General features: G+C 60.7%; 18 protein-coding genes and 1 pseudogene. 1 reads left to right on the top strand and 18 read right to left on the bottom strand.

The annotated features are described in order from the left end of the window. Positions 1 to 51: 51 nt before the first annotated feature. The 18 genes and pseudogenes from mdoH to hutC all read right to left on the bottom strand — a co-directional run. Positions 52 to 2,639 (bottom strand): annotated as a pseudogene (gene mdoH, locus BFL40_RS04535) (glucans biosynthesis glucosyltransferase MdoH); the annotation flags it as partial. Further along, on the bottom strand, positions 2,632 to 4,368 hold the full coding sequence (locus tag BFL40_RS04530; RefSeq protein WP_071482731.1) for a glucan biosynthesis protein G: 1,737 nt from the start codon (positions 4,366 to 4,368) through the stop codon (positions 2,632 to 2,634). The gene BFL40_RS04530 and the pseudogene mdoH, both read right to left, overlap by 8 nt. 267 nt (positions 4,369 to 4,635) lie before the next feature. After that, positions 4,636 to 5,073 carry a D-aminoacyl-tRNA deacylase gene (gene dtd, locus BFL40_RS04525; protein ID WP_071482635.1) on the bottom strand — a complete coding sequence of 146 codons (438 nt, stop codon included), beginning with the start codon at positions 5,071 to 5,073 and terminating at the stop codon, positions 4,636 to 4,638. After that, positions 5,070 to 6,041 carry a prolyl aminopeptidase gene (pip, locus tag BFL40_RS04520; RefSeq protein ID WP_071482634.1) on the bottom strand — a complete coding sequence of 324 codons (972 nt, stop codon included), beginning with the start codon at positions 6,039 to 6,041 and terminating at the stop codon, positions 5,070 to 5,072. The genes dtd and pip overlap by 4 nt, the downstream gene beginning before the upstream one ends. Positions 6,042 to 6,144: 103 nt before the next feature. Further along, a complete protein-coding gene (locus BFL40_RS04515) occupies positions 6,145 to 7,074 on the bottom strand; it encodes an alpha/beta hydrolase (protein ID WP_071482633.1) in 930 nt (309 codons plus the stop codon). A 58-nt stretch (positions 7,075 to 7,132) separates the two neighbouring features. Next, the gene (locus tag BFL40_RS04510; protein WP_071482632.1) at positions 7,133 to 8,080 is read right to left on the bottom strand and encodes a choline ABC transporter substrate-binding protein; all 948 of its coding nucleotides are present in this window, start codon (positions 8,078 to 8,080) and stop codon (positions 7,133 to 7,135) included. A 151-nt stretch (positions 8,081 to 8,231) separates the two neighbouring features. After that, positions 8,232 to 9,032, bottom strand: coding sequence for an N-formylglutamate deformylase (gene hutG / locus BFL40_RS04505; protein WP_071482631.1), 801 nt, complete (start codon positions 9,030 to 9,032; stop codon positions 8,232 to 8,234). A gap of 11 nt (positions 9,033 to 9,043) precedes the next feature. Next, positions 9,044 to 10,249, bottom strand: coding sequence for an imidazolonepropionase (gene hutI / locus BFL40_RS04500; RefSeq protein ID WP_071482630.1), 1,206 nt, complete (start codon positions 10,247 to 10,249; stop codon positions 9,044 to 9,046). Between the two features lie 15 nt (positions 10,250 to 10,264). Beyond that, positions 10,265 to 11,674, bottom strand: coding sequence for an amino acid permease (locus BFL40_RS04495; RefSeq protein ID WP_071482629.1), 1,410 nt, complete (start codon positions 11,672 to 11,674; stop codon positions 10,265 to 10,267). Between the two features lie 146 nt (positions 11,675 to 11,820). Beyond that, positions 11,821 to 13,359 carry a histidine ammonia-lyase gene (gene hutH / locus BFL40_RS04490; RefSeq protein WP_139213518.1) on the bottom strand — a complete coding sequence of 513 codons (1,539 nt, stop codon included), beginning with the start codon at positions 13,357 to 13,359 and terminating at the stop codon, positions 11,821 to 11,823. Between the two features lie 115 nt (positions 13,360 to 13,474). Then, positions 13,475 to 14,998 carry a histidine ammonia-lyase gene (gene hutH / locus BFL40_RS04485; RefSeq protein WP_071482729.1) on the bottom strand — a complete coding sequence of 508 codons (1,524 nt, stop codon included), beginning with the start codon at positions 14,996 to 14,998 and terminating at the stop codon, positions 13,475 to 13,477. Between the two features lie 84 nt (positions 14,999 to 15,082). Then, entirely contained in the window at positions 15,083 to 15,907 is an 825-nt protein-coding gene (locus BFL40_RS04480) for a quaternary amine ABC transporter ATP-binding protein (protein WP_071482628.1), read from the bottom strand. Beyond that, positions 15,904 to 16,755, bottom strand: coding sequence for an ABC transporter permease (locus tag BFL40_RS04475; protein ID WP_071482627.1), 852 nt, complete (start codon positions 16,753 to 16,755; stop codon positions 15,904 to 15,906). Before BFL40_RS04475 ends, BFL40_RS04480 begins: the two co-directional genes overlap by 4 nt. A gap of 71 nt (positions 16,756 to 16,826) precedes the next feature. Further along, positions 16,827 to 17,792, bottom strand: a complete 966-nt coding sequence (locus tag BFL40_RS04470) for an ABC transporter substrate-binding protein (RefSeq protein ID WP_071482626.1) — start codon at positions 17,790 to 17,792, stop codon at positions 16,827 to 16,829. Between the two features lie 69 nt (positions 17,793 to 17,861). Further along, positions 17,862 to 19,319, bottom strand: a complete 1,458-nt coding sequence (locus tag BFL40_RS04465; RefSeq protein WP_071482625.1) for a purine-cytosine permease family protein — start codon at positions 19,317 to 19,319, stop codon at positions 17,862 to 17,864. Positions 19,320 to 19,362: 43 nt separating this feature from the next. Further along, a complete protein-coding gene (hutU, locus tag BFL40_RS04460) occupies positions 19,363 to 21,033 on the bottom strand; it encodes a urocanate hydratase (protein ID WP_016972277.1) in 1,671 nt (556 codons plus the stop codon). A 344-nt stretch (positions 21,034 to 21,377) separates the two neighbouring features. Continuing rightward, positions 21,378 to 21,938: a HutD/Ves family protein gene (locus BFL40_RS04455; RefSeq protein WP_071482624.1), complete on the bottom strand. Its 561-nt coding sequence runs from the start codon at positions 21,936 to 21,938 to the stop codon at positions 21,378 to 21,380. Continuing rightward, positions 21,935 to 22,645 (bottom strand): histidine utilization transcriptional repressor HutC, encoded by a 711-nt coding sequence (gene hutC, locus BFL40_RS04450; protein WP_173668614.1) that lies wholly within the window; start codon positions 22,643 to 22,645, stop codon positions 21,935 to 21,937. Before hutC ends, BFL40_RS04455 begins: the two co-directional genes overlap by 4 nt. Positions 22,646 to 22,792: 147 nt before the next feature. Here hutC and BFL40_RS04445 point away from each other — a divergent pair, with 147 nt between their 5' ends. Continuing rightward, entirely contained in the window at positions 22,793 to 24,157 is a 1,365-nt protein-coding gene (locus tag BFL40_RS04445; protein ID WP_071482623.1) for a formimidoylglutamate deiminase, read from the top strand. Positions 24,158 to 24,195: the final 38 nt, after the last annotated feature.

Here is a 24,195-nt window from a genome sequence, read left to right as displayed (position 1 = left end):
AGAGGCGGGGAACGCTGTAGGATCAGCGCTTCGAACGCCCCCGAGATGAACACTCGGGGGCGTCTGAATCAGGCCGGTTGAGCCTGGGACGACAGCGGTTGCAGCGGCAGCAACGGCGCGTGAGGATCAGCTTTGATCGATTCACGCCAAGCGCCGAGCCACTCGGCATGACCTTCGCTCCAGACCTGCTCATGCAGGCGAGCCAGGGCCACCGGGTCGCTGAGCAAGGCCAGGCGCTCGCTGTTGTTGAGGCCGGCAGGGCCGACTTTCAACGCGTGGCGAACACGCTCAAGGCGCAAGTACTCGATCGGCTCCGCCTCGCGGTGACGCGAGGTCGCCAGGGCACAGGCCAAGGCGTTCTGCTGCGGATCGACTACCGAACGCACAAACCCATCATTCAGGGCGTGCCAACGATTTTCGTGGGTGTACTTCTCGGTCGACAGCAACGCTTGCGGCGGATTGTATTCCTCAGGAATCAGGAACAGGCTCTCGTCGCGAGACTTGAGGCCCAGCTTGACCCGGCTGGAAATCACCGACACCGGGATCGACAGCATCAGCGAACCGACGATCGGAATCAGCCACCACAGGAAGCTTGGGTTCAACCACACCACCAACAGCGCCCACAGGAAGCCGAGCACGGTTTGCGGACCGTGGCGCTTGACCGCTTCACTCCATGGCGTGGAGTCGTCGTCACGCTGCGGCGAGTTCCAGGTCGCAGCCCAGCCGAGGAACGCGGCGAGTACGAAGCGGGTGTGGAAGATCATCCGCACCGGCGCCAGCAGCATGGAGAACAGCATCTCCAGCAGCATCGACAAGGTCACCTTGAACTTGCCGCCGAACTCTTTCGCGCCCTTGGCCCAGATCAGGATGATGCTCAGCAACTTCGGCAGGAACAGCAGCACGATAGTGGTGGAGAACAGCGCCACCGCCTTGTCCGGATGCCATTGAGGCCACAGTGGGTACAGCTGGCGTGGTGCCATGAAGTACTGCGGTTCCATCAAGGTGTTCACCGCCAGCAACGCCGTCGACAGCACCAGGAAGAAGAACCATAAAGGCGCCGACAGGTAGGACATCACGCCGGTCAGGAACACCGCACGGTGCACCGGGTGCATACCCTTGACCAGGAACAGGCGAAAGTTCATCAGGTTGCCGTGGCACCAGCGACGGTCACGCTTGAGTTCATCCAACAGGTTCGGCGGTAGCTCTTCGTAACTGCCCGGCAAGTCGTAGGCAATCCACACGCCCCAGCCGGCACGGCGCATCAGCGCAGCTTCAACGAAGTCGTGGGAGAGGATCGCACCGGCGAACGCGCCTTTCCCCGGCAATGGCGCCAGGGCGCAGTGCTCGATAAACGGCTTCATGCGGATGATCGCGTTGTGACCCCAGTAGTGGGATTCACCCAGTTGCCAGAAGTGCAGGCCGGCCGTAAACAGCGGGCCATACACGCGGGTGGCGAACTGCTGCATGCGCGCATACAGGGTGTCCATGCCCGACGCCCGTGGCGCGGTCTGGATAATCCCGGCATCCGGCGTGGCTTCCATCAAGCGCACCAGGCTGGTCAGGCATTCGCCGCTCATCACGCTGTCGGCGTCGAGAACGACCATGTACTTGTAGTCACCGCCCCAACGACGGCAGAAGTCGTCGAGGTTGCCGCTCTTGCGCTTTACGCGACGGCGACGGCGGCGATAGAAGATCTTGCCGAAACCACCGGCTTCGCGGCACACGTCGAGCCAGGCTTGCTGCTCGGCGATACAGATATCAGCGTCGTTACTGTCGCTGAGCACGAAGAAATCGAAGCGATCCAGGTCACCCGTGGCGGCCACCGATTCGAACGTCGCACGCAGACCGGCGAATACCCGGGGCACGTCTTCGTTGCAGATCGGCATCACCAGCGCGGTGCGGGCGTCTTTCGGAATTGGCTCGTCGCCGGCACTTTTACCGGAGATTCGGTATTTATCGTGACCGGTGAGCAACTCCAGGAAGCCCATCAATGCAGTCCAGAAACCAGCCGACACCCAGCAGAACAAGATCCCGAACATGATCAGGATGCTGGTTTGCAGGGCGTAAGGCAGTACTTGGGTGGCGGTTTGCAGCAGCGTCTGGTTACGAACTTCGTCGAAGTCGACCAGCGACCAGCCTTGGTACGGCATGATGCCTTTCATGTACCAGCCGGCAATGATGGTCTGGCCGAGCATCAGCACCAGCAGGATGTAACGACGGATCGAACCCACGGTGCGCCAGCGCGCCGCCGGCAATACACGTTCATCCTTCGGCGGGGCCGGAGGGTTGGTACGACCGGTCAGCCGGCGCCAACCGCGCACCAGAATGTTGGTACGCCAAGGCTCAGGCACCACTTTGGTCCGACGAATCGGCGGCGTGGCCTTCAGGCAAACCCGACCACTGGCGTCGAGCGCCAGCATTTCCGCGTCTTGCAGCTCTTCGGCGGTGTTGAGGGTCAGCCGGCGGCCAACCGACGCTTGGGCAGCGTCGGTCGGTGCGTCGAAGGCCTTGGACGACAAGCGTTCGTGCAGTTCGCTGAAGGATGTGCAGCCCGCCAGTTCGGCGCGCTGCTCAGCAGTCATCGGGAGATGCGCCAGGTACTCGGACAGAGTCTCGGGCGTGGCTTGGGAATTACTCATCGGCAGGCAACTGATAGCTCCAGGTTTCGGTCAGGACTTGTTCTGTCTTGGCCGGCTCCGGTGTGGCTGGGGCAGCTTCTGGCTGCTTGGCTTCCTTGTCTTTCGCGTCTTTCTTGGCCTGCTTTTCGTGCTGTTTAGCGAGCACTTTGTCAGCCTTGAGCACTTGGGTCGAAACCTTCTCAGGCTCAGGCTTCACGATGTCCTGGACCAGGGCCGCACGCATTTCGGTCGGTTTGCCTGCGTCCTTGATCTTCATACGCAGGGTCAGACGCCAGCCTTTGGTGTGCTCGTTGTAGCGCACGCTGTTCTCAACGATCTCGGCGTTGTCGCCAACGCTGACCTGGCTGCGAACCGGCGCATCAGACGGCAGGGCTTTCAGGGACGGGCCCTCGAAGTCCACCAGGTAGGCCACGCTGCCATCGGGTTGACGGATCAGGTTGGACTGTTTCACGTCACCGGTGGAACGCAGGGTCTGCTTGACCCAGGCGCTGTCGGTCGGGTGCAGGGCCTTTTCGTCCATGGTCCAGTGCAGGCGGTAGCTGACGTTCAGCGGTTCGCCGACTTTAGGCAGCTCGGCCGGGCTCCAGAACGCAACGATGTTGTCGTTGGTTTCATCGGCGGTCGGAATCTCTACCAGGTCGACGGAACCCTTGCCCCAGTCGCCTTCAGGCTCGATCCAGGCGCTTGGGCGCTTGTCGTAGTTGTCGTCCAGGTCTTCGTAGTGGCTGAAGTCGCGGCCACGCTGCAGCAAGCCGAAACCACGCGGGTTCTCTACGGCGAAGTTGCTGACCGACAGGTGTTTAGGGTTGTTCAGTGGGCGCCAGATCCACTCGCCGTTACCGGCATGGATCGACAGGCCGCTGGAATCGTGCAGTTCACGACGGTAGTTGAGCACCTTCGACGGCTGGTTCGCGCCGAACAGGTACATGCTGGTCAACGGAGCAACGCCCAGTTTGGTGACCTTGTCACGCAGGAACATCTGCGATTTGACGTCGACAATGGTGTCGGTGCCAGGGCGCAGGGTCAGGCGATAGGCACCGGTAGCCCGAGGCGAGTCCAGCAAGGCAAAGATCACCAGCTGTTTTTCACCCGGTTTTGGACGCTCGATCCAGAACTCAGTGAAGCGCGGGAATTCTTCGCCGGACGGCAATGCCGTGTCGATCGCCATGCCACGGGCGGACAGGCCATAGGACTGGCCCTTGCCAACGACGCGGAAGTAGCTGGCGCCGAGCATGGTCATGATTTCGTCTTGCTTGTCAGCCTTGTTGATCGGGTACAGCACACGGAAACCGGCATAACCCAGTTGTTCGGTGGCTTTAGGATCAAACTTCACGTCGCCGAAATCGAAACGAGTCGGGTCGTATTTGATTTCCTGGACGCTGTCGGCAGTGACTTCGTTGATTTTCACCGGCGTGTCGAAGTGCATGCCCTGGTGATAGAAGGACAGCTTGAACGGCGTGTTCTGATCAGCCCACTCGGCTTTCTCGTTGCGGAAACGAATTTTTTGGTAGTCAGCGAATTTCATTTCGCGGAATTCGTTTGGCAGATTGCTGCGCGGAGCTTCGTATTTCTGCCCGGCCAGCTCTTTTGCCTTGGCCGACACATCATCCAGACTGAATGCCCACAGTTGACCCGCGCCGAACAGGCAAAACAGGGCAGAGCCCGTCACCAGTGCGTTTCGTAACCGTTTGGCAGACAATTTTGGTGCATTACAGGGACTAACAATCACGAGCAACCCTCGCCGAAAACAGATCAAAAAACCAACGGCCAGCTATCTATATGCCAGGTTGGCGAGCATTGTTCCGACTCCCCTGGGGCTAAATGATTCCCCAACGGCTGCCGGACAAGTCTCTACCTAAGTCAAAAATGGACCAAACAACGCTGATCCCCGTAGCGCGCGATTATCTAGTAGCCCGCGAGACAACGCATCAGGGACAACGAAGTATTTGTAGCGAAATCCTGCGTTTTTAGGCATTAAAAGTCGTTTTTAATACATTCACGTCTGTAAGAGGAAGGTCACAGGGCCATCATTGACCAAATGCACCTGCATATCAGCGCCAAAACGCCCCGACGCCACCTTGCCATGCAATTGTTGCGCTTGTAACAGCAAGTGATCGAAAAGCGCTGCACCCAAGGCCGGTGGGGCCGCAGTAGAGAAGCTCGGACGCAGCCCGCTTTTGGTATCCGCCGCCAGAGTGAACTGTGACACCAGCAGCAAACCGCCGCCGATGTCCTTCAAGGACACGTTCATCTTGCCCTCTTCGTCGCTGAACACCCGATAGTTAAGCAGCTTGTGCAAAAGTTTGTCGGCGCTCTCGGGCGTATCGCCAGGTTCGACGGCCACCAACACCAGCAAACCCTGATCGATCGACCCCACTACTTCGCCCGCGACCTCAACCCGGGCGCCACGCACCCTTTGCAACAGGCCCTTCATGCTTCTTCTGGCGGCAAGTCAAGCAGGCGCCGTGCCATCTCGCCGGTCGCACGCACCAACGCATCAGTGATTCCCGGCTCGGATGCCGCATGGCCAGCCTCGCGGATCACTTGCAGTTCGCTGTTGGGCCACGCCTGATGCAGCTCCCAGGCGTTATCCAGTGGGCAGATCATATCGTAGCGGCCGTGAATGATTACGCCAGGCAGATGGGCGATCTTGTGCATATCGCGAATCAGCTGGTCAGGTTCCAGGAAGGAGTTGTTGGTGAAGTAGTGGCACTCGATACGCGCGATGGACAGGGCGCGCTGGGGCTCGGCAAACCGCTCGACCTGCTGAGGGTTCGGGCACAGGCCCAACATGCGACCTTCCCAGGTGGACCAGGCCTTGGCCGCATGCATCTGGGCAATCTGGTCGTTGCCGGTCAGGCGCTTATGGTAGGCCGTGAGCAGGTCGTGGCGTTCTTCTTGAGGGATCGGGGCAAGGTAGTCCTGCCAGTAATCCGGGAACATACGGCTGGCGCCGGCCTGGTAGAACCACTGAATGTCTTGGGGACGGGCCAGGAAAATACCGCGCACGATCAGGCCATGGACCCGCTCTGGGTGGGTTTGCGCGTAGGCCAGGGCCAGGGTCGAACCCCAGGAACCGCCGAACAACACCCATTTCTCGATGCCCAAGTGTTCGCGGATGCGCTCGAGGTCGGCGACCAGGTCCCAGGTGGTGTTGTTTTCCAGGCTGGCGCGAGGGGTGGAGCGACCGCAACCACGCTGGTCGAAGGTGACAATGCGGTACAGGCTCGGATCAAAGTAGCAGCGACTGTTGGCATCACAACCGGCACCAGGGCCGCCGTGGATGAATACGACGGGCAAACCTTCGGGGGAGCCACTTTCATCGACATACAGCGTGTGGGTTTCATCGACTGCCAGATCGTGCCGGGCGTAGGGTTTGATCTGCGGGTACCAAGTCTGCATTGCGCGCTCCGTAGGGTGTCGGGTTCATCCCTGGGGGGACGTCTATTATTTTGCCGTCTGGCATCATAAACCCGAATTGTGCAATGAGCATGTCCTTGAGCGCTTAGACCTGTGTCAGCCCTTCGCTCCTCAGGTAATACAACAGATAGTCGTACAACTGATCCACCTCCGGCACTTGGCCGCGCGCCCTTAGGCAGCCATGGATCAGGCCTTTCCCGGGATAAAGCACCGCTGCTACGCCCGCCGCCTGAAGGCGTTCGGCGTAGAGCATGCCGTCATCACGCAGCGGGTCAAACTGCGCCACGGCGATCAATGCCTTGGGCAAATCGCTGAAGTCTTCAGCCAGCAGCGGCATGGCATAGGACGACGGCTGGCCCGCACCCAGCAGGTAGAGCGCCAGATAGCAGTCTGTGTCGGCGGTGGTGAGCAATGGCGCATCCCTGCAATCGCGGCGTGATGGCAAATCGGCCGGGCCACCCAAGCCTGGATAGATCAACACTTGGGCCCGGGGCCGCGGCTGGCCGTCATCCCGCAGGCCCAGGCACAACGCCGCCGCCAGATTGCCGCCCGCGCTGTCACCTGCCACCACCAGACGCCGGAGATCAATGGCGTACGGCCCCTGCCCCGCCTGGATCGCTTGCCACACCGCGCGGCAATCTTCGTAAGCCGCTGGGAATGGGTGTTCAGGCGCCAGGCGGTAATCGATGGCGATCACCAGCACCTGTAACGCGCTGGCCAGTTCGAAGCAAATGAAGTCATGGGAATCCAGCCCGCCGACCACCCAGCCGCCGCCGTGCATATAAAGGAGGCAGGGCCAGCCATCAACCGGAGTGGGAGTCGTAGGCTTATAGCTACGCACCTTCACCCCACCCAGTGAAAAGTCCGAAACTTGCAGTCCTGGCGGCTGTGGCGGGGTAAATGCTTGGCACATGCGGTCGTAGCCTTGGCGTAATCCTGCCAGCGACGAGTCGTCACTGGTGAAGGACTCGGTTTTGGCGACAAAGGCGGCAAGCTGCGGAGAGATCGAATACATGCGCAAATATCCCTGACGCTGGAGATCCAAACGTGTTGTTTTATCTGACAAGTTCGGCTCAGGGTTTGAGGCTGGCCTGCACCGCTGCCACGCCATCCTTGCCATCAAACGCCGTGACCCCGGCCAACCAGCGCTGCAAATCCTCAGGGTGATCACGCAGCCATTGCTTGGCCACATCCTGGGGCGACTGGCGCTCCATGATCGGCACCATCAACTGGCTTTCCTGGGCGGCGGTGAAGGTCAGGTTTTCCAACAGTCGATTGGCGTTGGGGCAGCGCTCTGCGAAGTCCGGCGCGGTGACGGTGGAGACCGTGGCGCGACCTTCGTCAGGGCCGAACACATCTTCACTGCCGGTGAGGTAGGCCATTTTCATGTTGATGTTCATCGGGTGCGGGGTCCAACCGACAAACACCACGAACTCCTTGCGGTTCACCGCGCGTTGCACCGCCGCCAGCATGCCCGCTTCACCCGAGGCGACCAGCTTGAAGCCGCCGAGGCCGAAGTGGTTGGTGTCGATCATTTTCTGGATATCGGTATTGGCGCCGCTACCGGGCTCGATGCCATAGATCTTGGCGCCCAACTTGTCTTTGAAGCGGGCGATATCGGCAAAGGTCTTCAACCCGGCATCGGCCACGTATTGCGGCACGGCCAGGGTGGCCTGGGCGTCGGCAAGGCTGGGTTTATCGAAGACTTTGACCTGTTTGGCCGCCAGGAACGGTGCGATGTTGTTATCCATCGCCGGTTTCCAGTAGCCGAGGAAAACATCCAGACGCTTGTCGCGGATGCCCGCGAAGATGATCTGCTGCACAGCGCTGGTCTGTTTGCTGTCGTAGCCCAGGCCGTTGAGTAACACATCAGCCATGCCCGAGGTGGCGATCACGTCGGTCCAACTGACCACGCCCATGCGCACGGCTTTGCAGGAGGCCGGCTCGGCGGCCATGGCGTGTGCACTGAGCAGTGCGGCGCCGGTGAGGGTCAACAGGTAACGGTTGAACAGTCTTTTCATGAAAGAGGTCTCACTCGGCAGCTTTTATTGTGGGGAGTGGCGTCTGACGCGCCGTACCCACAACCTTACCCAGCGAGACCTCTATCAACACGACCTGTGGCGACCGGCAGTTGCACTGCGGCGACTGTGAGGCTTGCCGGCGATAGCCATTTCAGCCGTAGCGCTTTTGCCCCCAAGCCAGGAACCCTTCCAGCAACTGCTTCAACACCACCTGGGTTGGCTCGGCCAAATCCGTCCGATAACGGAACGGCTCGAACTCTTCCATATAAGCGCTCTGGCACAACTCCAACTGCACGGCGTGGATGTCCTGCGCCGGGTTGCCGTAGTGCCGGGTGATATGGCCACCCTTGAAGCGCCCGTTCAGCACATGGGTGTACTGGGGATATTTGGCGCAGATGGCTTCGAGCTGGCTGGCCAACTCGGCGTCGCAGGCAGCGCCATTGAAGGTGCCGAGGTTGAAGTCCGGCAGTTTGCCATCGAACAGGTGCGGGATCACCGAGCGGATCGAGTGCGCATCGAACAGCAGCGCATAGCCGAACTCGGCCTTGAGCCGGGCCAGTTCCTCTTGCAGCGTACGGTGGTATGGGCCCCAGACCTTTTCCAGGTAGGTTGCGCGCTCTTCCTTTGACGGCTCCAGACCTTCGCGGAACAACGGCACGCCGTCAAACAGCGTCGCCGGGTACAAACCGGTGGTGGCGCCGACATACAACGGTTTGTCGTCGGACGGCCGGTTCAGGTCGATCACAAACCGCGAGTACTCGGCCGCCAAGGTGCTGGCACCGAGCTCTTCGGCAAAGTCATACAGCGTGGGGATGTGCCAGTCGGTATCCGGCAGGCTCTGCGCCTCGGGGATCAACCCGGCCTGCACCGCAGGCGTGAGACGCAGCCCGGCGTGGGGCATGCTGATCAGCAGCGGCACGCGGCCTTTTTTGAAGTTCAGAACCTTGTCCACAGCATTGCTCCTCAAACAGTGACGTCGACGCCGTGGCGCACGACGCGTTTATCCAGCTCGCCGCCCAGCCAGTAGGCAAGGTCGGCGGGGCGATCAATCTGCCACGCGACAAAATCCGCGACCTTGCCCACTTCCAGAGACCCATGGGTGTCACCCATGCCCAGCGCGGTGGCCGCATGCTGGGTGGCGCCGGCCAGGGCTTCTTCCGGGGTCATGCGGAACAAGGTGCAAGCCATGTTCAGCATCAAGCGCACCGACAACGCCGGTGAGGTGCCGGGGTTGAGGTCGCTGGCTATAGCGATCTTCACACCGTGCTTGCGCAGGACCTCCATCGGCGGCAACTGGGTTTCACGCAGGAAGTAGAAAGCGCCCGGCAGCAAGACGGCGACGGTGCCAGAAGCGGCCATGGCGATGGCGTCTTCTTCGGTCATGAACTCCAGATGGTCCGCCGACAACGCGTGGTAACGCGCCGCGAGGCTGGAACCGTGCAACGACGACAGCTGCTCGGCATGCAGTTTCACCGGCAGGTCCAACTGCTGGGCAACCTTGAACACGCGCTCCACCTGTTCGGTGGAAAACGCTAGGTACTCGCAGAAAGCGTCGACCGCATCCACCAGCCCTTCCGCCGCCAAGGCTGGCAACATCTCGGCGCAGATGTGATCGATGTAGTCATCGGCACGGTCCTTGTACTCCGGCGGCAACGCGTGCGCCGCGAGGCACGTGGCGCGCACGCTGACTGGCAGCGCTTCGCCGAGACGACGCGCAACCCGCAACATCTTGCGTTCATTGGCCAGGTCCAAGCCGTAGCCGGACTTGATCTCAACCGTGGTCACGCCGTCACGCAGCAAACTGCGCAGGCGCTTTTCAGCGCTGGCAAACAGTTCATCTTCTGTCGCGGCGCGGGTGGCGCGCACCGTGCTGGCAATACCGCCCCCTTTGGCCGCGATTTCGGCGTAGCTCACCCCTTCAAGGCGCTGCTCGAATTCGCCGCTGCGATTGCCGCCAAACACCGTGTGCGTGTGGCAGTCGATCAGCCCGGGGGTAACCCACGCGCCTTGCAGGTCGTGAACCTGCGCATAGTCTCCCTCCGGCAGATCGGCCAAGGGGCCGATCCACTCGATGAGCTGACCTGCGGTGACCATGGCGGCATCCTCGATGATCGAGTATTTGCCGTGGGCCATGGTTGCGACGTGGCAGTGTTGCCAAAGCGTTTTCATCAACGCCTCCCTAAGTTATCGATGAGACAAAACCGGGTCGTAATGGACCTTGGCCGCTTGCCCGGCAGCGGGTTTGACCCACAACAGGTAGGCGACGACCAACAGCACGATCCACACGGCGCCGACCAGCAATGCAGCCTGGGTGTCCGGGAAGTAGCCCAGCACGCCAAATACAAACAACATGAACACGATGGCCGCCGCAGGCGCATAAGGCCAGAACGGTACCGGGAATTTCAGCTCGGCGACTTGCTCTTTAGTCATCGAGCGGCGCATCGCGACCTGGGTGAACAGGATCATCAGCCAGACCCATACGGTGGCGAAGGTGGCAATCGAGGCAATCACCAGGAACACGTTTTCCGGGATCAGGTAATTGAGCACCACGCCGCCGAGCAGCGCCGCGCCCATCACCACCACGGTCATCCACGGCACGCCTTGTTTGGACAGCTGGGCAAAACCCTTGGGCGCCTGCCCTTGCTGGGCCAGGCCGTACATCATGCGGCCGGCGCCAAAGATGTCACTGTTGATGGCCGACACCGCCGCCGAGATCACCACGATATTGAGAATGGTCGCCGCCGAGCCGATGCCCAGGTTGCTGAATATCTGTACGAACGGGCTGCCCTGGGTGCCGATCTGCGGCCACGGGTAGATCGCCATCAACACAAACAAGGTCAGCACGTAGAACAACAGGATGCGCAGCGGCACGGCGTTGATCGCCTTGGGGATCACACGTTGCGGGTCCTTGGCTTCACCGGCGGTGATGCCGATGATTTCGATGCCGCCAAACGCGAACATCACCACCGCAAACGAGGCGATCAAACCGCCAACGCCGTTGGGCATAAAGCCGCCGTGGGCCCACAGGTTGCTGAGGCCGCTGGCTTGGGTGTCGCCGGCAGTGTGAATGCCGAACAGCATGATGCCGAAGCCGCCCAGGATCATCGCGACAATCGCGCCAACCTTGAGCAGCGACAGCCAGAACTCCATCTCGCCAAACACTTTGACGTTGCACAGGTTCAGGCCGCCGATCAAAAACACGATGCCGAGCACCCAGACCCAACGTGCGACTTCGGGAAACCAGAAGCCCATGTAGATGCCGAAGGCGGTCACGTCGGCGAGGCAGACGATGATCATTTCAAACGCGTAGGTCCAGCCGAGGATAAAGCCGGCCATGGGGCCCAGGTAGGTGCTGGCGTACTGGCCGAAGGAGCCGGCCACCGGGTTGTGCACGGCCATTTCACCCAGGGCGCGCATCACCATGAATACCGCGGCGCCGCCGATCAGGTAGGCCAACAACACGGCGGGACCGGCCATCTGGATGGCGGACGCGGAGCCATAGAAAAGCCCGGTACCGATCGCCGAGCCCAGAGCCATAAAGCGAATATGTCGGGCGTTGAGCCCGCGTTTCAAACCCTTTTCTTGCGTGTGCATTTCTCGTCCCTAATTATTTTTATAAGAAGAGGATCGTTCCCACGCTCTGCGTGGGAATGCATCCTGTGACGCTCAGCGTCACGGCTCTAAAAGTAGACGCAGAGCGTCCAGGGCGGCATTCCCACGCAGAGCGTGGGAATGATCAGTTACAGGCTTGGCAGCAACTTGGCCGGCACCAGTTCATTCAGGCAGCGGCTGGCAAGCAGCTCGCTGGCGGCGTTGATGTCAGGTGCAAAGAAGCGGTCCTTTTCATAGAACGCCACTTTGTCGCGCAGAATGCCGCGAGCCTTTTCAAGCTTGGTCGAGGTTTTCAAGCCGTCGCGCAGGTCCAGGCCCTGGCACGCTGCCAGCCACTCAACCGCCAACACACCACGGGTGTTCTCGGCCATTTCCCACAGGCGCTTGCCCGCAGCCGGCGCCATCGAAACGTGGTCTTCCTGGTTGGCGGAAGTCGGCAGGCTGTCCACGCTATGCGGATGAGCCAGCGCCTTGTTCTCACTGGCCAACGCTGCTGCTGTCACCTGGGCGATCATGAAACCGGAGTTCACCCCGCCATTGCCCACCAGGAACGGCGGCAATTGCGACATGTGCTTGTCCATCATCAGCGAGATACGGCGCTCGCTCAGGGAGCCGATTTCCGCGATGGCCAGCGCCATGTTATCAGCGGCCATGGCCACCGGTTCCGCGTGGAAGTTACCGCCGGAGATCACGTCGCCTTCGGCTGCAAACACCAGCGGGTTATCCGACACGGCGTTGGCTTCCACCACCAGCACTTCGGCGGCCTGGCGGAACTGGGTCAGGCAGGCGCCCATGACTTGCGGCTGGCAGCGCAGGGAGTACGGGTCTTGTACTTTGTCGCAGTTCTGGTGCGACTGGGAGACCTGGCTGCTTTCGCCCAGCAGGTCACGATAGGCCGCAGCCGCATCGATCTGCCCACGTTGGCCGCGAGCGGCGTGAATACGTGCGTCAAATGGCGAACGCGAGCCCAGCACCGCTTCCACGGTCAGGGCGCCGCAGGCCAGGGCGCCCGCGAACAAATCTTCGCCTTCGAACAGGCCACGCAAAGCATACGCGGTAGATACCTGGGTGCCGTTGAGCAGCGCCAGACCTTCTTTGGCGGCGAGGGTCAGCGGGGTCAGGCCGGCGACTTTCAGCGCTTCGGTGGCCTCAAGCCATTCGCCCTTGTAGCGCGCCTTGCCTTCGCCCAGCAGCACCAGGGACATGTGGGCCAATGGCGCCAAGTCACCGGAAGCACCCACTGAACCTTTCAGAGGAATATGCGGATACACCTCGGCGTTGATCAGCGCGATCAGTGCGTCGATCACCTGGCGGCGAATCCCGGAGAACCCACGGCTCAGGCTGTTGACCTTGAGCACCATGACCAGCCGCACCAGCGCATCGCTGATCGGCTCACCGACACCGGCGGCATGGGACAGCACCAGCGAACGCTGGAGGTTTTCCAGGTCTTCGCTTGCGATGCGGGTCGAGGCCAGCAGGCCGAAACCGGTGTTGATGCCGTAAGCGGTGCGGTTCTCGGCGAGAATCTGCTCCACGCAGGCAACACTGGCTTCGATCTGCGCCGTGGCGCTGTCATCCAGGCTGAGGGTTACCGGCTGCTGGTAGATGGCCCGCAGTTGGGAGAGGCTCAGTTGGCCTGGAATCAGATTTAGCGCAGTCACATTCATGCTCCTTTTGAGAGTGTTGTTAACTACCAGTCGCTCCGGATGCTTCCGTTATCCGCCGCGGTGTTCTTTTAGAACGACTCGCGGCTTGGCACGCTGGTTATTGTTGGAAAAACGTTCAGTGCAAATTCGGCAAGGTGCGGTGCAGCAGGTTGGCATCCTTGAGCAGTGCGGCCGCCGTCGCGATGTCCGGCGCCAGCCAGCGGTCTTGTTCGTAAGGCGAGACCTTTTCACGCAACAGGCGCCAGGCGCTGTCAGTACCCGCGCCGAAACGCTGGTCCTTGAGAAACTCAAACGCCTGGGCCGCCAGCAGGTACTCAATGGCAAGGATCTGGGTGACGTTGGCCAACAATTGATGCAGCTTGAGCGCGGCATTGGTGCCCATGCTCAGATGGTCTTCCTGCAGGCCCGAGGTGACAAAGTTGTCGAGCACCGCCGGTTGCGCCAACTGGCGGTTTTGCCCACACAGGGAGGCGGCGACGTACTGCACGATCATCATCCCGGAGTTGACCCCGGGGTTGCTGACCAGGAACGCCGGCAGACCACTGACGTGCGGGTTGATCAGGCGGTCCAGGCGACGCTCGGCCACGGAGCCGATTTCGGCCATCGCGATGGCGAGCATGTCGGCCGCCAGCGCCACGGATTGTCCGTGGGGGTTGGCCTGGGACACCACGCGGTAGTTGTCCGGTGTGCCGAGCACCAACGGGTTATCGGTGGCGCTGTTGAGTTCGGTCTCGATCTGACGAGTGGCGTGTTCCACCTGGTCGCGCGCCGCGCCATGAATCTGCGGGATCGAGCGGATGCTCAGCGCGTCCTGGGTACGGATGCCTTTGCTGCTGGCGATCACTTCACTGCCGTCGAGCAAGGCGCGCAGGTTGATGCCGACTTGTTGCATGCCCGGGTGCGGCTTGAGGGCGATGATGGCTTCGTCGAAGGCGTCAATCTGACCGCGCTGGGCCTCAAAGCTCATGGCACCGATCACGTCGGCCCATTGCAGCAAATGATGCGCGTCAGCCAAGGCCAGGCAGCTCAGGCCGGTCATGCACGGCGTGCCGTTGACCAGGCACAGACCGTCCTTGGCACCCAGTACCACCGGCTGTAAACCTTCGGCGCTCAGGGCCTGTTGCGCCGGGACGACCTGGCCCCGGTAGCTCACATTGCCAACACCCAGCAAGGTCACGCCGACATGCGCCATGTGGGTCAGATAACCCACCGAGCCCTGGGACGGCACTTGCGGCGTGATGCCGTGGTTGAGCAGCGCCAGCAACGAATGCACCACCTGCGGATGCAGGCCGGATTTGCCGTGGCTGTAGTTGATAATTGCCGCACAAATGATCGCACGCGTTTGCTCATCGCTGAGTACCGGACCGACGCCGCAGGCGTGGCTCAGCAAGGTATTACGCGACAGTTGGCTGAGTTGCTCGCCCTTGAGCGACACATTGCACAGCGCGCCCAGACCGGTGTTCACGCCATAGGCGCGCTCACCGCTGGTGACGATGCGCTGCACGATGGCCTGGGCATTGTCGATACGCGCCCAGGCGTGGCCCGAGAGTTCGAGAACAGCACCGTGACGGGCCACGGCGACCACGTCCTGCCAGCGCATGGGGACGTCGGCGATGATGATTTTTTCAGCCAGGGACATCTTCATACCTTCTTCAATTTGATCGTTCCCACGCTCTGCGTGGGAATGCCACCTGGGACGCTCTGCGTCCCGCTGTCATCCGGATCAGACCACCGCCGCCCGCCGCTGTACAAACCGATCCACATACTCATCCGCCGGCGAATGCAGGATCTCGCGAGGCGTGCCGACCTGGATCAGCTTGCCGTCCTTGAGAATTGCAATGCGATTGCCGATGCGCACGGCCTCGTCGAGGTCGTGGGTGATGAACACGATGGTTTTGTGCAGGGTCTTTTGCAGCTCCAGCAATTGGTCCTGCATCTCGGCACGAATCAGCGGGTCGAGGGCACTGAACGCTTCATCCATCAGGATGATGTCGGTGTCGGCCGCCAGGGCGCGGGCCAGGCCGACGCGCTGACGCATGCCGCCGGAGAGCTGATGCGGGTATTTGTTTTCGTAGCCTTTGAGGCCCACGGTTTCGATCCAGTGCAGCGCGCGTTCGGCGCAGACCTGCTTGGTTTCGCCGCGCACTTTCAGGCCGTAGGCAACGTTGTCGAGCACGCTCTTGTGGGGCAACAGGCCGAAGCTCTGGAACACCATGCTGATCTTATGTCGACGGAATTGGCGCAGGGCTTCCATGTCCAGTTTCAGGATGTCTTCGCCGTCCACCAGGATCGCGCCGCTGGTGGGGTCGATCAGGCGGTTGAAGTGACGCACCAGGGTCGACTTGCCGGAGCCCGACAGGCCCATGATCACGAAGATCTCACCGGTGCCGATGCTCAGGGACAAGTCGTTCACGCCGACCACGCAACCGGTCTCGGCCAGTACCTGGTCCTTGGTCTTGCCCTGGCCGACCATGGCCAGTGCATCCTTGGAACGGGCGCCGAAAATCTTGAAGACGTTTTTTACTTCAATTTTGCTGACAGTAGTCATTTGCTCGCCTCGTGCCGTGGACGACCATAGGCCTGGGTAATGCGGTCGATGACCACTGCAAGAATCACGATCGCCAGCCCGGCTTCGAGCCCACGGCCAACGTTGAGAGTCTGGATGCCGACGAGTACGTCTTCACCCAAGCCACGGGCGCCGATCATCGAGGCGATCACCACCATCGACAACGCCATCATGGTGGTCTGGTTGATACCGGCCATGATGCTTGGCAGTGCCAGCGGCAGCTGCACGCCGAACAGTTGCTGCCAGCGGTTGGCACCGAAGGCATTGATGGCTTCCATGACTTCGCCGTCGACTTGGCGAATACCCAGATCCGTCAGGCGAATCAGCGGCGGCGCGGCGTAGATCACCGTGGCGAAAATCGCCGGGACCTTACCGAGGCCGAACAGCATCAGCACCGGGATCAGGTACACGAAGCTGGGCATGGTTTGCATGATGTCGAGCAGCGGCATCAGCACCGAACGCAGGCGATTGCTACGCGCCGAGAGGATGCCCAAGGGAATGCCGATCAGCACCGAGATCACTGTGGCGACCATCATCAGTGCCAAGGTTTGCATCAGCTTGTCCCACAGGCCAACGGCGCCCACCAGGAACAGCAAACCGACGATCACCGCCGTGGTCACCACCTTGCGGGTGGCGTGCCAGGCGACACCACCGACGATGGCCAACATCAGCCACCAAGGCGCCGCGCGTAGCAACCCTTCCAGGTTGACGATGGCCCATAACAGGGTGTCGGAGATGTGCCGGAACACATCGCCGTAGTTGGTAACCAGTGAATCCACCCAACCGTTGACCCAGTCGGCAATGGAAAACGTAAAACGCTCAGGAAACATATCGTGCTCTCGATCCAGTGGGTTGTGGCCGGGCGCCCGGTTGCCTGTTAAAGCAACCGGGAACGCTCAACCTACAAGGCCGCGTCGATTTTCTTGGCTGCGTCGTCGCTCACCCATGCGTGCCAGACTTCAGGATGTTCCTTGAGGAAAATTTTCGCCAGTTTTGGCGATTCAATTCGCTCTTTAGCCATGCGACCGAGGTTCTGGTTCAGCAGGTCGATCGGCAGGTTGACCTTTTCCAGCACCGCCACCAGTTCCGGGGCTTGCTCGTGGAACGTCTTGGACAAGCCGACCTTGATGCTCACGCTTTTATCCACACCGGGCTTTTCTTCCAGCTTCACCAGATCAACCTGGCCCATCAGCGGGGTAGGCGACCAGTAATAGAACAGGATCGGTTCGCCACGCTTGTAGCTCGACAGCACCGCTGCATCCAGCGCCGGGCCGGTGCCAGGGCGGAAGTTGGTGTAGGTGCTTTCCAGGCCGTAGCTTTTCAGCATCTCGCTGTTGTCCAGCTCGCAGGTCCAACCGGCCGGGCAGTTGTAGAAACGGCCTTTGGAAGGTTCTTCCTGGTCCTTGAACACCGAGGCGTACTTGGCCAGGTCGGCGATGTTTTTCAGGTCCGGCGCCTTGGGTTCCAGCTTGCGCTTGGCGTCGCCTTCGATCACATAACGCGGCACGTACCAACCTTCGACAGCGCCGATAACAGGGGCACCGACGCCGACGACTTTGCCGGCCTTCTCGGCCTTGTTCCAGACTTCGCTGCGGCCGACCCACTCTTCGGCAAACACTTGAATGTCATTGCTGCTCAGGGCGTTTTCCATAGTGATGGAGTTACCCGGCAGGCTGTCGGTTTTGCAGTCGTAGCCTTTTTCCAGAACGGTTTGCAGGATGTCCGTGAGCAACATGCCGCTTTCCCAGTTCAGACCGGCAAATTTCACCGGTTTACCCGATTCGCACCAACCTGCCGCCTGGGCGCTTGCACTTGCCAGTACGCCTGCTGAGAACAATGTGGCCAACAGGGTCTTATTCATTTTCATTGTTGTGACGCTCCCAATCTTGAAATGGATTACGGCAGTCAGTAGGCATCCTGCCCTGTCCACGTCCCATCAGGCCTGTGCAGCCAGCCCGTTTGTCGTTGGTATAGCGCCCTGCTCTACCGGCAGGATCAGTTTTTCAGGTATTGCGCTGTGCCACTTTTTCGCGGCCCAGTAATAAAGCGCAGCAGGCACCACCAGGCCGATGATCCAGGAGATATCGGTGTCGCCAAGGCTGGCGACCAGTGGGCCGGTGTAGAAATGCGTGGAGATGAACGGCATCTGGATCAGCACGCCGAACACATAGATGCTGATGCCCATCAGGTTCCAGCGGCCGTACCGACCATTGGGATTGGACAGCGCCGGAATGTCGTAGCGCTCTTTGGTGATGCAGTAGAAGTCCACCAGGTTGATCGCGCTCCATGGCGTAAAAAACGCCAGCAGGAACAGGATGAACGCGGAGAAATCCTTGAGGAACGAGTCCTTGCCCAGCAACGCCAGCGCGGCGGCAATCGACACCATCAGGAAGATGTACAGCAGGCGCACCGCACTCGAAATGTGCCGGCTGCCACGAAAGCCGCTGATGATCGTCGCGATCGACATGAAGCTGCCGTAGGCATTGAGCGTGGTCACGGTGACCTTGCCGAAGGCGATGCTGAAATACAGCAGCGCCGCGACAATGCCGGTGCCACCCAGGCCGACGATAAACGAGACTTCGTGGTGGGCGAATTGCGAACCGGCCAAGGCCGCTGCGAACACACCGAACACCATCGACGCCTGCGCACCGATCACTGAACCCAGGCCAACCGCCCAGAAGGTTTTCTTGGCCTCAGTGCTGCGCGGCAGGTAGCGCGAGTAGTCCGCCACATAAGGGCCGAACGCAATCTGCCAGGACGCCGACAGCGAAATCGCCAGCAGGAAACTGCTCAGGGAAAAGTGCTTGTTGCCCAACAACGCGCCGATGTCGTTACCGGCCAACAGCTTGTAGAACAGGTACGCGAACGCAATCACGCCAAGCACGCTGGCAATGCGGCCGATGCCATGGATAACCCGGTAGCCGAAGATGGTGAACACCATGATCAGCCCGGCGAACAACACAATGCCGACCCAGTCTTCCACGTGCAGCAGCTGCGCCACCGCCTGCCCCGCCAGCAATGAGCCGCTGGCCGAGAAACCGATGTACATCAGGCACACCAGCACCAGCGGGATCACCGCTCCATACACACCAAACTGCACCCGGCTGGAGATCATCTGCGGCAAGCCCAATTGCGGGCCTTGCGCCGCATGCAGCGCCATGACGCCGCCGCCCAGCAGTTGACCGATCAACAGACCGATCAACGACCAGAACACATCACCGCCCAGCACCACGGCCAAGGCCCCGGTGACGATGGCAGTGATCTGCAGGTTGGCACCCAGCCACAGGGTGAACTGGCTCAATAGACGACCGTGTCTTTCCGCTTCCGGGATGTAGTCGATCGAACGCCTTTCGATCAACGGGGTGGTGCTTGCACGTGCGTCATTTGCAGCCATGTGTGTTCAACCTCTGATGGATTGTTTTTCGGGTGGTGCCGGCTTACTTGATCATTGGGAGATTGAGGCCCTGCTCCTTGGCGCAGTCGATCGCGATCTGGTAACCGGCGTCTGCGTGACGCATCACACCGGTGGCCGGGTCGTTGTGCAGCACGCGGGCAATCCGCTCGGCCGCTTCGTCGGTACCGTCGCAGACGATCACCATGCCGGAGTGCTGGGAGAAGCCCATGCCTACGCCGCCGCCGTGATGCAGCGAAACCCAGGTCGCGCCGCTCGCGGTGTTGAGCAAGGCGTTGAGCAGTGGCCAGTCGGACACGGCGTCGGAACCGTCCTGCATGGCTTCGGTCTCGCGGTTCGGGCTGGATACCGAGCCGGAGTCCAGGTGGTCACGGCCGATCACAACCGGCGCCGACAGCTCGCCGCTGCGTACCATTTCGTTGAATGCCAGGCCCAACTTGGCGCGCTGACCCAGCCCAACCCAGCAGATACGCGCCGGCAGGCCCTGGAAGCTGATGCGCTCGCGCGCCATGTCCAGCCAGTTGTGCAGGTGGGCGTCGTCGGGGATCAGTTCTTTGACTTTGGCGTCGGTCTTGTAGATGTCTTGCGGGTCGCCCGACAGCGCAGCCCAACGGAACGGGCCGATGCCACGGCAGAACAGGGGGCGGATGTAGGCCGGTACGAAACCTGGGAAGTCGAATGCGTTTTCCACGCCCTCTTCCTGGGCCATCTGACGGATGTTGTTGCCGTAGTCGAAGGTCGGGATGCCTTGCTTCTGGAATTCCAGCATGGCTTTTACATGCACGGCCATCGACTGCTTGGCGGCCTTGATCACGGCGGCAGGCTCGGTCTTGGCGCGGGCGCGATATTCGTCCCAAGTCCAGCCGGCCGGCAGGTAGCCGTTGAGCGGGTCGTGGGCGCTGGTCTGGTCGGTGACCATATCGGGGCGCACGCCGCGCTTGACCAGTTCCGGCAGGATTTCAGCCGCGTTGCCGAGCAGCGCGATGGAGATGGCCTTGCCTTCTTTGGTGTATTTGGCGATGCGAGCCAGTGCGTCGTCGAGGTCGGTGGCTTGCTCGTCGACATAGCGGCTGTTCAAGCGGAAATCGATACTGACCTGCTGGCATTCAATGTTCAGCGAGCAGGCGCCGGCCAGGGTTGCAGCCAATGGCTGGGCGCCGCCCATACCGCCGAGGCCGGCGGTGAGGACCCAACGGCCGGTCAGGTCGCTGTTGTAATGCTGGCGACCGGCTTCGACGAAGGTTTCGTAGGTGCCTTGGACGATGCCCTGGCTACCGATGTAGATCCAGCTGCCGGCGGTCATCTGGCCGTACATGGCCAGGCCCTTGGCATCCAGTTCGTTGAAGTGTTCCCAACTGGCCCAGTGTGGCACCAGGTTGGAGTTGGCGATCAGTACGCGTGGTGCGTTGCTGTGGGTCTTGAACACGCCGACCGGTTTGCCGGATTGCACCAGCAGGGTTTCGTCGTCGTTCAGGTTGGTGAGGCTTTCGACGATCTGGTCGTAGCACTCCCAGTTGCGCGCTGCACGGCCGATACCACCGTACACCACCAGTTCTTTCGGGTTCTCGGCCACTTGTGGGTCGAGGTTGTTCATCAGCATGCGCAGCGGCGCTTCAGTCAGCCAGCTTTTGGCGGTGAGCTTGTTACCGCGAGCGGCGCGGATTTCAACGTCACGGTATTTTGTAGGCTTGGTCACAACTCAGACTCCTCAGCGATCGATGCGCGAACATGATTGGTGCGAAGAGTACTCTTACGCACACATCTCTACTTGTACATACAAGCATATGCAATCAAGCGGCCAACTTTCTGCGCGAGCTGTTGAGAATTTTTTGGAATGGGTGTGCGAGCCTTGAAAAATAAGGCTTAGGGGTTTGATGAAATTTCTTTCGGAGGAGTTTTGCAGCAGAGGAGGTTTGTCACTTCAGCATGGTTTTGCGCCACGCTGGGGCGTTCGGTAACAAATTGGTGCGCAGGCTGGAAACAAATCGTGTGAACACCACAAAACAAATGTGGGAGCGGGCTTGCTCGCTCCCACATTTTTTAACCGCGTGTAGTCAGTTCGATAATGCAGCTGCGGCCAGCTACGGCGATGTCCAACAGCCCAGTGTTACCGTCCACCTGCAGACAGTCGTGATGGCCCAGCACCTGGTCCAACACCTTCACTTCATCAGCAACGCTGAACACCAATACAGTCTGCGCCGTGCTGAAAAAGCGCTGCACGCCATCCACCCACTGCAACCGCGCGTGGTAACGCTGCGGCGAGTAGATCAGGTTGAAATCGCGAATCGGCCCGGAGATCAAGCGGCAAGACACTTGGCTTTCACCCTTGAAGGCGAAAGGTTGCAGCGGTAACAACCCACGCTGCTCTTCGCCATCCACCGTCAGGACCATGCCCGCGCCTTTGATCACCGTGATAACGCGCTGATAGCCGGCGAATGTGGAGAACCCACCCGACTCACCAATGTCGGCAATCGACAGGCGCCAGCCAAAACCATCCAGGCCTGTGCCTGCGTCACGGGTAATTTCTTCGGTGCTGCCGCCGCCGTTTTTCCACGGCATGCGCACGTAATCGGCGGCGCGCCAGACTTTCACTGCACTCATTTACTGAAACGTCCTTCCAGGCTGTGACGGGAACCGGGGTGGATCAAACGCGCAGCGGTCACCGGCTGGCGACCCGACCAGGTACGTCGACGAATCAACAGGCACGGCTCGCTCGGCTCGATCTGCAACAACTTGCACTCGGCGGCATCGGCGAGGATCGCTTCGACCACGTGCTCGCCTTCAGTCAGCGGTGCCACTTGGTTCAAGTAGGCGTAGGGGGTTTGCTGGGTGAAATCCTGCTGCAGGTATTCCGGTGCAACCAGGGCGTTGACGAAGCGGTCTTCGATTTGCACGGGAATGTCGTTTTCGAAGTGCACGATCAGCGAATGGAATACCCGCCCGCCTTCGCGCATTTCCAGGGCAACCGCGCGCTCGGAGCCGGCGGCCTCTTCGCCCAGCGTGATGACTTGGCAGGTATGGCGATGACCGCGGGAAGCGATCTCATCGGCAATGTTGTGCACTTCAAACAGCGCCGACTGGCTCTTGGGCTCAGCGACGAACGTACCGACGCCTTGCATACGCACCAGCAAACCTTCGGCGGTAAGCTCGCGCAAGGCGCGGTTGATGGTCATGCGGCTAAAGCCCAACTGGCTGACCAGTTCGCTTTCGGACGGCACGCGGTAATGCGGCGGCCAGTTGCCGTTGAGGATCTGCTGGCTGATCATCTGTTTGACGCGGGCATACAAGGGCGCCGGACTTTCGTCCATGTGGGCAGCCAGCGAAGACTTGGCAGGCGGAGTCGGCACAGGGAATCCTTGCAGGTTGAAAAGATGCATAGATTGCCGGAGTTTACCGAGCAGGCAAACGTCTGTATATGTATATACAAATAAACACACGACCGGGGTGCCTTGATCATGTCCGCTTTCTTTGCCGAACGCGCGCTGCTGCCTAATGGATGGGCCAACGATGTACGCTTTGAAGTCAGCGCCGACGGCCTGCTGACCCACGTTGAACCCAATGCCAGTGCAGACGGCGCCGAACGGCTCAGAGGCCCGGTGTTGGCGGGCATGCCGAATCTGCACTCCCATGCGTTCCAACGCGCCATGGCCGGTTTGGCCGAAGTGGCCGGCAACCCGAATGACAGCTTCTGGACCTGGCGCGACTTGATGTACCGCATGGTCGGCAAGATCAGTCCCGACCAACTGCACGTCATCGCGCGCCAGCTGTATATCGAGATGCTCAAGGCCGGCTACACCTCGGTGGCCGAATTTCATTACGTGCACCACGACGTCAGCGGCCAGCCGTATGCCGACCGCACTGAGTTGTCGCGACAAATCAGCCAGGCAGCCGCCAGCAGTGGTATCGGCCTGACGCTGCTGCCGGTGCTCTACACCCACTCCGGGTTTGGTGGCCAGCCTGCGAATGAAGGCCAGCGACGGTTTATCAACAGCACTGAAAACTATCTGGAGCTGCAAGCGCAACTCAAGCCAATCCTCGCCGCGCAACCGACGCAGCAGTTGGGCCTGTGCTTCCACTCCCTGCGCGCCGTCACGCCGCAACAAATCAATGAAGTCCTGGCCGCCAGCGACAAGGCTTGCCCGGTGCACATCCACATCGCCGAGCAGCAGAAAGAAGTCGACGACTGCCTGGCCTGGAGCGGCAAACGTCCGCTGCAATGGCTGTATGACAACGTCGATGTCGATGAGCGTTGGTGCCTGGTACACGCCACTCACGCCAACCCCGAAGAAGTGACGCGCATGGCCAAGAGCCGCGCAATTGCCGGTTTGTGCCTGACCACTGAAGCCAACCTGGGCGACGGGATTTTCCCGGCGGTGGATTTCCTCGCCCAAGGTGGGCGTATGGGTATCGGCTCCGACAGCCATGTATCACTGAGCGTGGTGGAAGAACTGCGCTGGCTGGAATACGGCCAACGCCTGCGTGATCAGCGGCGAAATCGCCTGTATCGCAGTGATCAGCCGATGGTCGGCCGCACGCTGTTCGATGCCGCGCTGGACGGTGGTGCCCAGGCGCTGGGCCAGCCAATTGGTCGGTTGGAAGTGGGCAAGCGCGCAGACTGGCTGGTGCTGGATGGCAACGATCCCTACCTGGCGACGGCGACCGAGGATGGGATTCTCAATCGTTGGTTGTTCGCCGGTGGTGATCGGCAGGTCCGCGATGTGCTGGTAAACGGAAAGTGGGTGGTGCGGGATGGGCGCCATGCTGGCGAGGAAGAAAGCAGCCGGGCGTTCACTCAAGTATTGAGAGATCTGCTGGGCTAACAGGCAACACATAACAAATGTGGGAGCGGGCTTGCCTG

Source organism: Pseudomonas costantinii, from assembly GCF_001870435.1.
Lineage (GTDB): Bacteria > Pseudomonadota > Gammaproteobacteria > Pseudomonadales > Pseudomonadaceae > Aquipseudomonas > Aquipseudomonas costantinii.
The sequence above is the reverse complement of the archived record's forward strand: the minus strand, read 5'-3'. Positions and strand labels throughout refer to the sequence as shown.

Coding starts and splice junctions, on each gene's coding strand:
- dtd (WP_071482635.1), bottom strand. CDS start 5,073: ATGAAGGGCCTGTTGCAAAGGGTGCGTGGCGCCCGGGTTGAGGTCGCG.
- pip (WP_071482634.1), bottom strand. CDS start 6,041: ATGCAGACTTGGTACCCGCAGATCAAACCCTACGCCCGGCACGATCTG.
- BFL40_RS04515 (WP_071482633.1), bottom strand. CDS start 7,074: ATGTATTCGATCTCTCCGCAGCTTGCCGCCTTTGTCGCCAAAACCGAG.
- BFL40_RS04510 (WP_071482632.1), bottom strand. CDS start 8,080: ATGAAAAGACTGTTCAACCGTTACCTGTTGACCCTCACCGGCGCCGCA.
- hutI (WP_071482630.1), bottom strand. CDS start 10,249: ATGAAAACGCTTTGGCAACACTGCCACGTCGCAACCATGGCCCACGGC.
- BFL40_RS04495 (WP_071482629.1), bottom strand. CDS start 11,674: ATGCACACGCAAGAAAAGGGTTTGAAACGCGGGCTCAACGCCCGACAT.
- hutH (WP_139213518.1), bottom strand. CDS start 13,359: ATGAATGTGACTGCGCTAAATCTGATTCCAGGCCAACTGAGCCTCTCC.
- hutH (WP_071482729.1), bottom strand. CDS start 14,998: ATGTCCCTGGCTGAAAAAATCATCATCGCCGACGTCCCCATGCGCTGG.
- BFL40_RS04480 (WP_071482628.1), bottom strand. CDS start 15,907: ATGACTACTGTCAGCAAAATTGAAGTAAAAAACGTCTTCAAGATTTTC.
- BFL40_RS04475 (WP_071482627.1), bottom strand. CDS start 16,755: ATGTTTCCTGAGCGTTTTACGTTTTCCATTGCCGACTGGGTCAACGGT.
- BFL40_RS04470 (WP_071482626.1), bottom strand. CDS start 17,792: ATGAAAATGAATAAGACCCTGTTGGCCACATTGTTCTCAGCAGGCGTA.
- BFL40_RS04465 (WP_071482625.1), bottom strand. CDS start 19,319: ATGGCTGCAAATGACGCACGTGCAAGCACCACCCCGTTGATCGAAAGG.
- BFL40_RS04455 (WP_071482624.1), bottom strand. CDS start 21,938: ATGAGTGCAGTGAAAGTCTGGCGCGCCGCCGATTACGTGCGCATGCCG.
- hutC (WP_173668614.1), bottom strand. CDS start 22,645: ATGGACGAAAGTCCGGCGCCCTTGTATGCCCGCGTCAAACAGATGATC.
- BFL40_RS04445 (WP_071482623.1), top strand. CDS start 22,793: ATGTCCGCTTTCTTTGCCGAACGCGCGCTGCTGCCTAATGGATGGGCC.